The organism is Streptomyces sp. NPDC028314, from assembly GCF_055565795.1.
The window spans coordinates 195,906-208,113 of record NZ_JBVHTP010000004.1; the positions used below are offsets into that span (position 1 = coordinate 195,906).

Consider the following 12,208-nt stretch of genomic DNA (forward strand, 5'->3'; position numbering starts at 1 on the left):
CAGTGCGGATCTCCGAGGAACAGCTGGTCAGGGCCGTGGGCGAGTGGCGGCGTCCGGCCGTCGCGCTGGCCGAGGCCCTGGACGGCGCGGTGCGCGAGGCCGTCCTCGACGGACGGCTCCGGGTGGGCGGGACGCTCCCCGCCGAGCGCCGCATCGCCGCCGGGCTCGGCATCAGCCGGGGGACCGTGGTGGCCGCCCTGGACCGGCTGCGGGACAGCGGCTGGGTGCGCACCCGGCAGGGCAGCGCGAGCACCGTCCAACTCCCGCCCCGGGGCGCCGAGCGCATCGCCCCGCTGGCCGCGAGCGGCAGCGGCGCCTCCATCGACCTGCGCAGGGCCGTACCGGCCGCCCCGCAGCTCAGCTACCTCGCCGCCACCGCCCGAGCGGTCGCCCGGGCCGCCCCCGTGCTGGCCGAGGACGGCTACTGCGGCGCCGGCCTGCCCGCGCTGCGCGCCTCGATCGCCGACCGGTACACCCGCCAGGGCCTGCCCACCCGGCCCGAACAGATCCTCGTCACCTCCGGAGCCCGCGCCGCCCTCGCCCTGCTCGCCGCGCACCTGCGCCCCCGCGTCGCCGCCGTCGAGAACCCCACCTACCCCCGCGCGCTCGCCGCCCTGCGCGGCACCGGGGCCCGCCTGGCCGGTTTCCGGGTCGGCGCCGACGGCTGGGACGCCGACCAGCTCGGGAAGGCTTTCGCCGCCGCGCACGACGGACTGGCCTACCTGGTACCGGACTTCCACAACCCCACCGGCGCGCTGATGGACGGCCCCACCCGGCAGGCCGTCGCGGAGGCAGCCCTGCGCCACCGGGTGACGGTGGTGGCGGACGAGACCCTGCGCGAGGTGAACCTGGGCGCGCGGCCGACGTGGCAGCCGCGGATCCGCCGCGCCGTCCTGATCGGCTCCGTCAGCAAGACCATCTGGGCCGGACTGCGCGTGGGCTGGATCCGGGCCCCCGAAGCGGCCCTGATCGCCGAGCTCCAGCACCACCCCCTGTGTGAACCGCTGTCCGCGCCGCCCATGGAACAACTCGTCGCCGTCGAGCTCCTGAACGAACTCGACCCCCTCCTGCTGCGCCGCCTCGCGGAACTGCGCGCACAGCGCGACCACCTCGCCGACCGGCTCGGCGGCGACGACCGCTGGCAGTTCACCGTCCCGGACGGCGGCCTGGTGCTCTGGCTGAGGCTCACCGGAACCCCGGCCGACACCGTGGTGGCCCGGGCCCGTTCGGCAGGCCTGGAGCTCTCGCCGGGCCAGCGGTTCGCCCTCGACGGCACGCTCACCCGCTACCTCCGCGTCCCGTTCACCCCGGCGCCCCCCACCCTCGACCGGATCGCGCAGACCCTCGACGCCGCCTCTCGATAGACGCCGCCTCTGTATATTCGGGACATTCGGAGAGTCCCTAGAGGGTCTAGGAAGAGCAGAGGGAGGTGGGCGCATGGCGCCGCGCGCGGGGCTGACGGCCGAGCGGGTCACCCTGGCCGCCGCCGACATGGCGGACGAGGCCGGGTTCGACAGGATCACCGTGTCCGCGCTCGCCCGGAGCTTCGGGGTGAAGGACGCGAGCCTGTACTCGCACGTCCGCAACCTCCAGGACCTGCGCATCCGGGTCGCGATCCTGGCCGCCGGCGAGATCGCCGACCTGATCGGCACGGCGGTGGCGGGGCGGTCCGGCAAGGAGGCGCTGGTCGCGTACGCCGACGCGTACCGGGACTACGCCCTGCGCCACCCCGGGCGGTACGCGGCCACCCAGATCCAGCTCCCCCCGGAGCGGGGCACGCGGTCCGCGGGCCACCTGCGCTTCGTGGAGCTCACGTACGGGGTGCTGCGCGCCTACGGCCTGGCCGAGCCGGACCTGACCGACGCGGTCCGGCTGCTGCGCAGCACCTTCCACGGGTACGCGGGCCTGGAGGCCACCGGCGGGTTCGGGCACCCCCGCGACGTGGGCGCGTCCTGGGAGCGCATCGTCGACGCCCTGCACATCGCGCTGGCCAACTGGCCGCCCGGCCGGGGCTGACGTCCGGCCGGGGCTGACCCCCGGCCGGCCGACGCCCCGGGCCGCCGTACTGCCTTCCGCGCCCCGCCGCCGGACGCGCGCAGACGTCACAAAGTGCCGCTGCGGGCCAGCGCGGCGTACCAGCGGGCGCTGGAGCGCGGGGTGCGGACCTGGGTTTCGTAGTCGACGTGGACGATGCCGAAGCGCTTGCTGTAGCCGTGGCTCCACTCGAAGTTGTCCATCAGGGACCAGAGGAAGTACCCCTCCACCGGGGCCCCGTCGGCCATCGCCCGGTGGATCGCCGCGAGGTGCTCGCGCAGGTAGCCGATGCGCTGCGGGTCGTGCAGATCGGGGGCGTACGCGGCGCCGTTCTCGGTGACCAGCAGCGGCAGCCCCGGCGCCTCGCGGGAGAAGCGCAGCAGCAGGTCGTAGAGCCCGGTCGGATCGATCGACCAGTTCATGTCGGTGAGTTCGCCCGGCGGCTGGTGGAAGGAGACGGATTCCGCCCCCGGCCAGGGGGAGTGACCGGTGGCCCCGTGTCCGTCGGCGCGCGGACCGTCCGCGCCCGCCGAGACCACCGCCGGGGTGTAGTAGTTCACGCCGAGGAAGCTGAGCGGCTGGTGGATCAGCGCCTCGTCGCCCGCCCGGACGAAGGACCAGTCGGTCAGCGCGGCCGTGTCGGCCATCAGGTCCTCGGGATAGCCGCCGTGCAGCAGCGGCCCGGTGAAGACGCGGTTCGCGAGGGCGTCGATCCGCCGCTGCGCGTCCAGGTCGGCCGCCGAGCCGGTCAGCGGCCGCACCGCGCTCGGGTTGAGCGCGATGCCGACCCGCGCCGAGGAGGGCAGGGCCGAAACGGCCAGCCCGTGCGCCAGGTTGAGGTGGTGGGCGGCCCGCAGGGAGTCGGCGGGGCAGGTGCGGCCGGGCGCGTGCACCCCGGAGGCGTAGCCGAGGAAGGCGCTGCACCAGGGCTCGTTGAGGGTGGTCCAGCGTTCCACCCGGTCGCCGAGGCGCCGCGCGACCGTCTCCGCGTACGAGGCGAAGGCGTACGCGGTCTCCCGCCGCGGCCAGCCGCCCGCCTCTTCGAGCTCCTGTGGCAGGTCCCAGTGGTACAGGGTCGGGCAGGGCTGGATCCCGGACGCGAGCAGCTCGTCCACGAGCGCGTCGTAGAAGCCGATCCCACCTGAGAGCACCCGCGGCCAGGACACCGAGAACCGGTACGCCCCCAGCCCCAGTTCGGCCATCAGCCGGACGTCCTCGCGCCACAGCCGGTGGTGGTCGGCCGCCACGTCGCCGGTGTCGCCGCCGTGCACCTTGCCCGGTGTGCGGCAGAAGGTGTCCCAGATCGACGGTCCGCGCAGCTCGGCCCCGCCCTCGATCTGGAAGGCGGCCGTGGCCGCGCCCCACAGGAACCCGTCGGGGAACTTCATCTCCGTCATCCCTTCACCGCTCCCTGCATGATGCCGCCGACGATCTGGCGGCCGAAGAGGACGAACACCAGCAGCAGCGGGAGCGTGCCCAGCAGCGCACCCGCCATGATCACGGACTGGTCGGGGATGTAGCCCCGGCCCAGCCCCGTCAGGGCCACCTGCACCGTCGGACTGCCGTTCTGGGTCAGCGCGACGATCGGCCAGAAGAAGTCGTTCCAGGCCATCACGAAGGTCAGCATCCCCAGCACCGCCATCGCGGGCCGGGCGGCCGGGAACACCACGTGCCACACGATCCGCAGCGAGCTCGCCCCGTCCGTGCGCGCCGCCTCGACCAGCTCCATCGGCAGCGCCTGCGCCAGGTACTGCCGCATGAAGAACACCCCGAAGGCGGACACCAGGCCCGGCAGGATCACCGCCTGGAGCCGGTCGGTCCAGGACAGCTCCGCGATCAGCATGTACAGCGGGACGACGCTCAGCTGCGGCGGGATCAGCATCGTGGCGACCACCAGTGCCATCAGCAGCCGCTTCCCCCGGAAGCGGAGCCTGGCGAAGGCGAAGCCCGCCAGGGTGGAGAAGGCCACCGTGCCGGCGGCGACCGTCCCGGCGACCACCAGCGTGTTGAGCAGGGCGGTGCCCATGTTGGCGTCGGTCCAGGCCACCGACAGGTTGTGGCCCAGGTTCCCGCCGAACCAGAACGGCGGCGGGGTCTGCGCGAGCCGGGTGTTGTTGCGGGAGGCCGCGATCGCCGTCCACACCAGGGGGAAGAGGGAGCCGAGGGTGAAGATGCCGAGGATGACGTACGTCGGTTTCCCCGCGCGCAGGGACTTCATCGGGACACCCTTCGCAGCAGCCGGGCCAGGCCCGCGATCACCAGCAGGATCAGGAACATCGCCCACGCGATGGCGGAGGCCCGCCCGAGGTGCAGGTTCACCCAGCCCTGCTCGTACAGGTACAGGCCCAGCGTCTGGAACTGGTGGTCCGAGCCGCCCGTGGCCCCCGCCCCGCCGTTGAACAGCAGCGGCTCCCCGAAGAGCTGGGTGGCGCCGATGGTCGACACGACACAGGTGAAGAAGATCGTCGGGCGCAGCGAGGGCACGGTGACGTGGACGAACTGCCGCCACCGCGAGGCCCCGTCCAGCTCGGCGGACTCGTACAGCTCGCCGGGCACGGCCTGCATGGCCGCCAGGTAGATCAGCGCGTTGTAGCCCGTCCACCGCCACACCACGATCGTGGAGACCGCCAGTTGGGAGGCGAAGGGGCCGTTCTGCCAGTCCACCGGGCCGAGGCCGACCGTCGACAGGCCCCAGTTGACCATCCCGTAGTCCCGGCCGAAGAGCAGCACGAAGACCAGGGTGGCGGCGGCCACCGAGGTCGCGTACGGGGTGAGCACCGCGACCCGGAAGAAGGCGGAGCCCCGCATCCGGTAGTTGAGGAGATGGGCCACGCCCAGCGCGACGAGCAGCTGCGGCACCGTCGAGAGCAGCCCGATGGTGAAGGTGTTGCGCAGCGCGTTCCAGAAGAACTCGTCGTCCCACAGCCGGGTGAAGTTCCGCAGCCCCACCCACGTCATCGCGTCCGGGTCGGTCAGCTCCACCTGGTGCAGCGCCGCCCAGCCCGTGTACAGCAGCGGGAACAGCCCGAAGGCGGCGAAGAAGAGGAAGAAGGGCGCCACGAAGGCGTACGGACTCCAGCGCAGGTCCCACCGGTAGCGGCGGGAGCGCCACGTCTGCCTCCGGCCGCCCCCCTCCGCCGCCGGCCGCGTACTGCCGCCGGCGGAGGGGGCGAGCACAGCCGTCTCGTCCGTCACAGCAGCCTCACTGGTCCAGGGCGTTGTCGATCGCCTTCACCGCGGCGTCCCAGCCCTCCTGCGGGCTGCGGCCCTTCTGGTCGACCTGGAGCATCCCGATGTCGGCCAGGTTCTGCGCGATGACCAGGTCCTTCGGGCCGATCAGCGTCACCGGGACCCCCTCGGCCGCCCGCGCGAAGATCTCCCCGATCGGAGCGCCGCCGAAGTAGGCGTGCTGCGCGCCCGACACCGCCGGCAGTTTGTACGCCGCGCTCGCGCTCGGGAAGCTCCCGCGCTTCTCGAAGAGCTTCGCCTGCTGCGCCGGGGCCGTCAGCCAGGCGGCCAGCTTCGCCGCCTCCTCGGCGTGCCTGCCCGCCTTGGGCACCACCAGGAACGAGCCGCCCCAGTTGCTGGGCTTCGGGGCCGGCGCCACGTCCCACTTGTCCTTGCCCGCCGGCCCCGCCTTGTCCTGGATGTAGCCGAGCATCCACGCCGGGCAGGAGACGGTGGCGAAGTTCCCGTTGGAGAAGCCCTGGTCCCAGGCCGGGGTGAACTGCTGGAGCTTGGCGCTGAGGCCCTCGGTGGCGAAGGAGGCCGCCAGGTCGAAGGCTCCGCGCACCGCCGGGTTCGTCTTGTAGACGACCTTGCCCCGCTCGTCGTAGAACCGCTGCGCGCTGCTGCCGGTCACGGCCGCCATCACGCCCGACGCCGAGTCCACGAAGGCCTTCCCGTCGCCCGCCTTCGCCTGGTAGGCCTTGCCGGCCTCCAGGTACTTGTTCCAGTCGCCCGCCCACAGCGCGCCCACCGCCGCGCGGTCGGTGGGCAGCCCGGCCGCCGCGAAGAGGTCCTTGCGGTAGCAGATGCCCTGCGGGCCGATGTCGGTGCCGAGGGCGACCGTGGACCCGTTCGAGGCGGTGCCCTGCGCCCACTTCCACGGCAGGTAGGCGCCCTTGTCCACGCCCGGTGCCTTGCCGAGGTCGACCAGCTTGTCCGCCTGCGTCGCGGTGATCTCCGCGATGTTGTTGACCTCGACGGCCTGGATGTCGGCGAGACCGCTGCCGGTGCCCAGGTGGGTGAGGAGCTGCGGGTAGTAGTTCTCGTTGCGCTCGATGGAGGTCTGCTCGATCTTCACCCCCGGGTTCTGCGCCATGTACTCGTCGTAGAGGCCCGCCTCCTGGAGCCCGAAGGCTCCGAACACCCCGACGGTGAGGGTGGTCTTCGCCTTGCCGCCGGCCGGGGCGCCCTTTTCCGGGCTCTCGGCCGGGTCCTGCGAGCACCCCGCGAGGAGCAGCGCCGCCGCGCCCACCGCACCGACCACGGTCACAACACTTCTTCGGGCTCGCATCAGGATCCTCCCTGGGGGATGGAACGTGCCGGGTGTCGTGTGCCACAGTGTGGGAGCGCTCCCACCATCGTCAAGAGGCAGTCAACAGGTAGATTCACAGCCGGGAGGAAGCCATGAACGGGCACGGGCGCAGCGGGGGACGGCCGACGCTGGAGGAGGTCGCGGTCCGGGCGGGGGTCGGGCGCGGCACGGTCTCCCGGGTGATCAACGGATCCTCCAAGGTCAGCGAGCACACCAGGGCCGTCGTCGAGGCCGCCGTCGCGGAGCTCGGGTACGTGCCCAACCGCGCGGCCCGGGCGCTCGCCGCGAACCGCACCGATGCCATCGCCCTGGTCATCCCCGAACCCGAGGCCCGCTTCTTCGCCGAGCCGTACTTCTCCGACGTGGTCCGCGGCGTCGGCGCCACCCTCGCCGAGACCGAGGTCCAGCTGGTGCTCACCCTGGCCGGCAGCGAGCGCGAGCGCCGCCGGCTGGCCCAGTACCTGTCCGGGCACCGCGTCGACGGGGTGCTGCTGGTCTCCGTGCACGCCGGGGACCCGCTGCCGGAGCTGCTGGCCGAGCTGGGCATCCCGGCGGTGATCAGCGGACGCCGCTCGGCCGCCGAGACGCTGCCCAGCGTGGACTCCGACAACCTCGCCGGAGCGGCCGGGGCCGTACGGCACCTCCTCGGGCGGGGCCGCCGGGCGGTGGCCACCATCACCGGACCCCTCGACGTGTACGGGGCCCAGTGCCGCCTCGACGGCTACCGGCAGGCACTGGCCGCCGCCGGGCTCCCGGCTGACGAGCCGCTCGTCGCGGTCGGCGACTTCACCGAGGAGGGCGGCCGCCGGGCCATGCGCGAGCTGCTGGAGCGCCGCCCCGGGCTGGACGCCGTGTTCGCCGCCTCCGACGTCATGGCGGCCGGCGCCCTGCGCGAGCTGCGCGCGGCCGGCCGGCGCATCCCGCAGGACGTGGCCCTGGTCGGATTCGACGACTCGGTGGTGGCCCGGCACATGGACCCGCCGCTGACCAGCGTGCGGCAGCCGATCGAGGAGATGGGCCGCACCATGGCGCGGGTGCTGCTGGAGCGGATCGCGGGGGAGCCGGAGCGCGCCGGGAACACGGCCGTTGTGCTGCCGACCGAGCTGGTGGTCCGGGAGTCCTCATGAGAGGGCCCGCACACGCGAAAGGCCCCGGTCCGCTCTCGCGGGCCGGGGCCTTTCCACAGGGTGAGTGACGGGACTTGAACCCGCGGCCACCTGGACCACAACCAGGTGCTCTACCAACTGAGCTACACCCACCATGTCCGGTCGGAAAACCGACCGGCCGAAGAAAAGGGTACAGGGTCCGGGAGGGTGCTCGCTCCCCCGTTCCCCGGCGCCGGTCTCCGGAAGGTGCCGCCGGGTCCTACTCGCCCGGTACGACGTGCTTGGCGGCGATGGTCCGTGCCGTGTCCGAGTCGGGCCCGGGCTGCGGCACGAAGACCGCCTCGCGGTAGTAGCGCAGCTCGGCGATGGACTCCTTGATGTCCGCGAGCGCCCGGTGGTTGCCGTTCTTCGGGGGACTGTTGAAGTACGCCCGCGGGTACCACCGGCGCGCCAGCTCCTTGACCGAGGACACGTCCACGATCCGGTAGTGCAGGTAGCTCTCCAGCGCCGCCATGTCGCGCAGCAGGAAGCCGCGGTCGGTGCCGACCGAGTTCCCGCAGAGCGGAGCCTTGCGGGGCTCCTTGACGTGCTCCCGGACGTACGCCAGGACCTGCGCCTCGGCGTCGGCCAGGGTGGTCCCGCCGGCCAGCTCGTCGAGCAGGCCGGAGGCGGTGTGCATCTCGCGCACCACGTCGGGCATGGTTTCCAGGGAAGCGTCCGGCGGGCGGATCACGATGTCCACGCCTTCGCCGAGCACGTTGAGCTCCGAGTCGGTGACCAGTGCGGCCACCTCGATAAGTGCGTCGTCCGTCAACGAGAGCCCGGTCATCTCGCAGTCGATCCACACCATGCGATCGTTCATGCGCCCCACCTTATGCGCTCTGCGGCCGATCGGGCCGGGCCCGCACGTGCCGAAGGCCCCTCGCATCGGGGACGGCCGACGTGAGGGACCTTCGGTGGTTCGTGCGGCAGGCGGCTACGCGTGCTCGCGCAGTACCCGGCCCGGGGCGTACAGCTCCGTCACCGACGGACCGGCAGCGGCCAGGGCCGCCGCCGCCCGCTGGGGCTGCGGAGTGCGCTGGTGCGGAACCGGGGTCTCCTGGATCTGAGACACCTGCGATACGTCGGCCTGCGGCCGGCGTGCCCGGTAGGCGGACCGGTAGGCGGCCGGGGAGGACCCCAGCTGCCGCCGGAAGTGTCCGCGCAGCGCGACGGGCGAACGGAATCCGCAGCGCCCGGCGACCTCGTCGACCGAGTAGTCGGAGGTCTCCAGCAGCCGCTGTGCCTGGAGCACCCGCTGGGTGATCAGCCACTGCAGCGGCGCGCTGCCCGTGAGCGAGCGGAACCGCCGGTCGAAGGTGCGCCTGCTCATGTAGGCGCGGGCCGCCAGCGTCTCCACGTCGAACTGCTCGTGGAGGTGTTCCAGTGCCCAGGCGACGACCTCCGCCAGCGGGTCGGCGCCGATCTCCTCCGGCAGCGACCGGTCGAGGTAGCGTTCCTGGCCGCCCGTGCGGCGCGGCGGTACGACGAGCCTGCGGGCCAGGGCCCCGGCCGCCTCGCTGCCGTGGTCGGTGCGCACGATGTGGAGGCACAGGTCGATTCCGGCCGCGGTGCCCGCGGACGTCAGCACGTCGCCGTCGTCGACGAACAGCTCGCGCGGGTCGACATGGACGGACGGGTACCGCTTGGCCAGCGTCGGCGCGTACATCCAGTGCGTCGTCGCGGGCCGGCCGTCCAGCAGACCGGCGGCGGCGAGCACGAAGGCCCCCGTGCACAGTCCGACGATCCGGGCCCCCTCCTCGTGCGCCAGACGCAGTGCGTCCAGCGCCTCCGGCGGCGGCGGTGAAGTGATGGAGCGCCAGGCGGGAACGACGACCGTGCCTGCCCGGGCGATCGCCTCCAACCCGTACGGCGCGGTCAGTTCGAGTCCGCCGGTGGTCCGCAGCGGACCGTCCTCACCGGCGCACACGAGCAATCGGTAGCGTGGAACTCCCGCGTCCTGCCGGTCGATGCCGAACACGGAGAGTGGAATGGAACTCTCGAAGATCGGGCCGCCGCTGAACAGCAGCACGGCGACGATCTCTCTGCGGCGACGCCCCGCGAGCTTCCGGCCCGCGTCAGCGACGACGGCGGTGGAATCCTGGCTCATGGCGCTAAGCCCCCCTTGGGTGTCGCGACTCCTTGGTCTGGTCGCACCTGCACGTTTCCCCTCGGCCTTGCACGTGGATCCCCCGCCGTAAATACATGATCGAATCTACTGCGTCCCGTGCTGTCGGCGTGACAAGTTCAGCACGCAGCGCTATGTCGACTTGGCAACTTGGCGAAAAGCATTCGATCAGGAAGCGTTCCACTCCGCTACCCGCGCGGGAAGCGTGCAGTCCGGCCATGGCCAGTACCCATAGGGTCGAGAGCCCCCCGGGGCTCTGTCGTCGCTGGTGGTAGGGGGGTTGGGGGGACATTCCGGCAAGGGGGGCAGCCTGCCGGGAACTTGGCTGAAAACAGGCGGGTGTGTACGTGCGAACCGGTCAGTCGTGGGGGGAGATCGCACCAGAACCGTGACAGCCGCGGTGGGAACCCGCCCCGCTGCGCGAGTGCCGGCCGCGGTGGACGGACGGAAGCGGTTCCTCCGCGCGCACCCGGGCGGCGGCCCGTTCCGCCTTCTCGGAGTACCGCAGCAGCACCCGGCAGGCGGCGGTGACGGCGGCCAGGCCCAGGGTCGCGACCGCGGCCCCGCCGAAGGAGGTTCCGTAGACGACCAGGACCACGGGGACGAGCAGGCAGCTGAAGGCGGCCCAGCGCACCACGTCACCCGCCGGGTCGTCCTGCGGGTGCCGCAGGGGCTGCACGGACGAGTGAAGTGCGGCGGGGGCGAGACGGCTGGACGCGCCCGCGGAGTGGGCGGGCGGGACGGACCGGTCGGCCGGCGTCGGCGGAGCGGGCTGGACGGGGTGAACCGGATGGCCGGGCACGGCGTACTCCCTGCGGGCTCTTCCTGGGCGGTCGGACCTGTGTCCAACGGCGGGCGGCGGGGCTCGGTCACTGCGCGCACGGGTGGCACACCGCCGGCTCGTCACTGGCTGTAGGGGGCAGCCGCCATTGCCAATGCGCCGTCCCTCCGGCATGCTCCCTGGGACGCTCTCCAGGGGCGGCAAGCCCTGTGCAGGACAGGAGTGTCGCCGTACCCTGGTGGGTAAGGGCTTGGGAAGATGCTTCCCGGACAGAGCTCCGTCACACTGCGTCGCCGAAATCGCCCCTGTCGCTTCCCCCGAGGATCCTTCGCCGAGACACCCATGGCCGGTCACGAATTCTCCGAACCCGCGGACCGCAAGCGCAAACCCCTCGCCGACTCCGCGTCGGCGGACCTGCGCGCGGCGGAACAGACGCGCCTCCCCTGCGACCCGGCCTTCCGGCACGGGGTCGTGGTGGGCTTCGACGGCTCCACCTCCAGCGAGCGGGCGCTCGCGTACGCGATCGGGATGGCCCGGCGCTCGGGGTCCGGTCTGATCATCGTCCATGTGGCCAACCGGCTCCCCACCACCGTGTGGGCCGGCTGCGAGCCGCCGGTCTTCGTGGACGTGCCGGACCACCGCACCGAGGTGCTCGGGCTGGAGCTGGCCTGCGCGGACTACCTGACCGAGGTGCCGTGGATCCTGGTCGAGCGGGGCGGGGACATCTGCCACGAGCTGGAGGAGGTCGGCCGGGAGTACTCGGCGGACGCCATCGTGGTCGGCTCCACGCACGGGATCGTCGGCCGGATCTTCGGTTCGGTGGCCGGGAGGCTGGCCAAGCGGGCGCAGCGACCGGTCGTTGTCATTCCGTAACCCTCTGTATGCCGATTGTGCGGTTGTGAACCCCCATGTAAAGGGTAGATAAATGCTGCTGGGACGCAGCAAACAACTGCAGATCGAAGGGAGCCCGCCGTGGACAACGGTGTCTCTGCGGGAAGCACGGCCTCTACTTCCACCCTCGGCCACATTGCCCTGGGTCTCACCCTTCTCGCGTTCGGTATCGGCCACACCGGCATCATCGGCGGAGTGACCGCGGCCGACTCCGTATCGCTCGCCACCTACGTCGGCGGCCTCGCCCTGTTCGTCCTCGGGATCCTGGAGTTCCGCAGCGGCAACGGGTTCAACGGCACGGCGTTCGCGGGCCTCGGTGCCTTCTGGTTCGCCTGGGCCACGGCGGCCGACGGAAAGGTTTCGGCAGATGCTGCCGGAGCGTTCCTGGTCCTCTTCGCCCTGCTCGGCCTGACCCTCACGGTGGGGGCGGCGAGCGGACTCTTCGGCCAGGGCGTGTACGGCCTGTTCACCCTCTCCCTGGTGCTCCTCGCGATAGGCGCCTTCGCCGACAGCGGGACGCTGGCCAAGGCCGCCGGCTGGGTGGCGGCGGTCGCCGGGCTGCTGGCCTGGTACGGGGCCACCGCGGCGCTGGCGCACTGGCCCATGGCGCTGGGCAAGGCCAGGGGCGGGGCGGTGGCCGCGAGCTGAGCCGTGCGGACGGACGGCGAAGGCCCCCGGGGATCCCCGGG

Annotated in this window: 12 protein-coding genes and 1 tRNA gene; 5 read left to right on the forward strand and 8 right to left on the reverse strand. The window is 72.5% G+C overall.

Annotated elements, in window-relative coordinates; translation table 11 throughout:
* Positions 1 to 2 precede the first annotated feature (2 nt).
* Positions 3 to 1,364: an aminotransferase-like domain-containing protein gene (locus ACZ4TG_RS11870; protein WP_468161808.1), complete on the forward strand. Its 1,362-nt coding sequence runs from the start codon at positions 3 to 5 to the stop codon at positions 1,362 to 1,364.
* A gap of 73 nt (positions 1,365 to 1,437) precedes the next feature.
* Positions 1,438 to 2,016, forward strand: a complete 579-nt coding sequence (locus tag ACZ4TG_RS11875; RefSeq protein ID WP_468161810.1) for a TetR/AcrR family transcriptional regulator — start codon at positions 1,438 to 1,440, stop codon at positions 2,014 to 2,016.
* Between the two features lie 86 nt (positions 2,017 to 2,102).
* On the opposite strand, the gene ACZ4TG_RS11880 is transcribed toward ACZ4TG_RS11875, so the two are convergent.
* From ACZ4TG_RS11880 to ACZ4TG_RS11895, 4 genes are read right to left on the reverse strand one after another with little or no spacing between them, the layout of a single operon-like run.
* Positions 2,103 to 3,431: a GH1 family beta-glucosidase gene (locus tag ACZ4TG_RS11880; protein ID WP_468161811.1), complete on the reverse strand. Its 1,329-nt coding sequence runs from the start codon at positions 3,429 to 3,431 to the stop codon at positions 2,103 to 2,105.
* The gene (locus ACZ4TG_RS11885) at positions 3,428 to 4,252 is read right to left on the reverse strand and encodes a carbohydrate ABC transporter permease (RefSeq protein WP_468161812.1); all 825 of its coding nucleotides are present in this window, start codon (positions 4,250 to 4,252) and stop codon (positions 3,428 to 3,430) included. Before ACZ4TG_RS11885 ends, ACZ4TG_RS11880 begins: the two co-directional genes overlap by 4 nt.
* Positions 4,249 to 5,229: a carbohydrate ABC transporter permease gene (locus tag ACZ4TG_RS11890; RefSeq protein WP_468161813.1), complete on the reverse strand. Its 981-nt coding sequence runs from the start codon at positions 5,227 to 5,229 to the stop codon at positions 4,249 to 4,251. Before ACZ4TG_RS11890 ends, ACZ4TG_RS11885 begins: the two co-directional genes overlap by 4 nt.
* A gap of 7 nt (positions 5,230 to 5,236) precedes the next feature.
* Positions 5,237 to 6,553 carry an ABC transporter substrate-binding protein gene (locus tag ACZ4TG_RS11895; protein WP_468161814.1) on the reverse strand — a complete coding sequence of 439 codons (1,317 nt, stop codon included), beginning with the start codon at positions 6,551 to 6,553 and terminating at the stop codon, positions 5,237 to 5,239.
* A gap of 113 nt (positions 6,554 to 6,666) precedes the next feature.
* Here ACZ4TG_RS11895 and ACZ4TG_RS11900 point away from each other — a divergent pair, with 113 nt between their 5' ends.
* Positions 6,667 to 7,701, forward strand: coding sequence for a LacI family DNA-binding transcriptional regulator (locus tag ACZ4TG_RS11900; protein WP_468161815.1), 1,035 nt, complete (start codon positions 6,667 to 6,669; stop codon positions 7,699 to 7,701).
* 59 nt (positions 7,702 to 7,760) lie between these two features.
* Here the strand turns inward: ACZ4TG_RS11900 and ACZ4TG_RS11905 are convergent.
* The 4 genes from ACZ4TG_RS11905 to ACZ4TG_RS11920 all read right to left on the reverse strand — a co-directional run bounded on the left by ACZ4TG_RS11905 (position 7,761) and on the right by ACZ4TG_RS11920 (position 10,649).
* Positions 7,761 to 7,833 (reverse strand) — tRNA-His (locus ACZ4TG_RS11905).
* Between the two features lie 106 nt (positions 7,834 to 7,939).
* On the reverse strand, positions 7,940 to 8,542 hold the full coding sequence (gene orn / locus ACZ4TG_RS11910) for an oligoribonuclease (RefSeq protein WP_468161816.1): 603 nt from the start codon (positions 8,540 to 8,542) through the stop codon (positions 7,940 to 7,942).
* Between the two features lie 114 nt (positions 8,543 to 8,656).
* Positions 8,657 to 9,829 (reverse strand): helix-turn-helix domain-containing protein, encoded by a 1,173-nt coding sequence (locus tag ACZ4TG_RS11915; RefSeq protein WP_468161817.1) that lies wholly within the window; start codon positions 9,827 to 9,829, stop codon positions 8,657 to 8,659.
* Positions 9,830 to 10,205: 376 nt separating this feature from the next.
* Positions 10,206 to 10,649 carry a hypothetical protein gene (locus ACZ4TG_RS11920; protein WP_468161818.1) on the reverse strand — a complete coding sequence of 148 codons (444 nt, stop codon included), beginning with the start codon at positions 10,647 to 10,649 and terminating at the stop codon, positions 10,206 to 10,208.
* Positions 10,650 to 10,970: 321 nt separating this feature from the next.
* Between ACZ4TG_RS11920 and ACZ4TG_RS11925 the strand changes: the two genes are divergently transcribed.
* Positions 10,971 to 11,501 carry a universal stress protein gene (locus tag ACZ4TG_RS11925; protein ID WP_468161819.1) on the forward strand — a complete coding sequence of 177 codons (531 nt, stop codon included), beginning with the start codon at positions 10,971 to 10,973 and terminating at the stop codon, positions 11,499 to 11,501.
* A gap of 99 nt (positions 11,502 to 11,600) precedes the next feature.
* A complete protein-coding gene (locus tag ACZ4TG_RS11930; protein WP_468161820.1) occupies positions 11,601 to 12,167 on the forward strand; it encodes an acetate uptake transporter in 567 nt (188 codons plus the stop codon).
* Positions 12,168 to 12,208 lie beyond the last annotated feature (41 nt).

Excerpts from the sequence above, each read along its gene's own strand:
- ACZ4TG_RS11875 (WP_468161810.1), top strand. The coding sequence starts at position 1,438 with ATGGCGCCGCGCGCGGGGCTGACGGCCGAGCGGGTCACCCTGGCCGCC.
- ACZ4TG_RS11880 (WP_468161811.1), bottom strand. The coding sequence starts at position 3,431 with ATGACGGAGATGAAGTTCCCCGACGGGTTCCTGTGGGGCGCGGCCACG.
- ACZ4TG_RS11885 (WP_468161812.1), bottom strand. The coding sequence starts at position 4,252 with ATGAAGTCCCTGCGCGCGGGGAAACCGACGTACGTCATCCTCGGCATC.
- ACZ4TG_RS11895 (WP_468161814.1), bottom strand. The coding sequence starts at position 6,553 with ATGCGAGCCCGAAGAAGTGTTGTGACCGTGGTCGGTGCGGTGGGCGCG.
- ACZ4TG_RS11900 (WP_468161815.1), top strand. The coding sequence starts at position 6,667 with ATGAACGGGCACGGGCGCAGCGGGGGACGGCCGACGCTGGAGGAGGTC.
- orn (WP_468161816.1), bottom strand. The coding sequence starts at position 8,542 with ATGAACGATCGCATGGTGTGGATCGACTGCGAGATGACCGGGCTCTCG.
- ACZ4TG_RS11915 (WP_468161817.1), bottom strand. The coding sequence starts at position 9,829 with ATGAGCCAGGATTCCACCGCCGTCGTCGCTGACGCGGGCCGGAAGCTC.
- ACZ4TG_RS11925 (WP_468161819.1), top strand. The coding sequence starts at position 10,971 with ATGGCCGGTCACGAATTCTCCGAACCCGCGGACCGCAAGCGCAAACCC.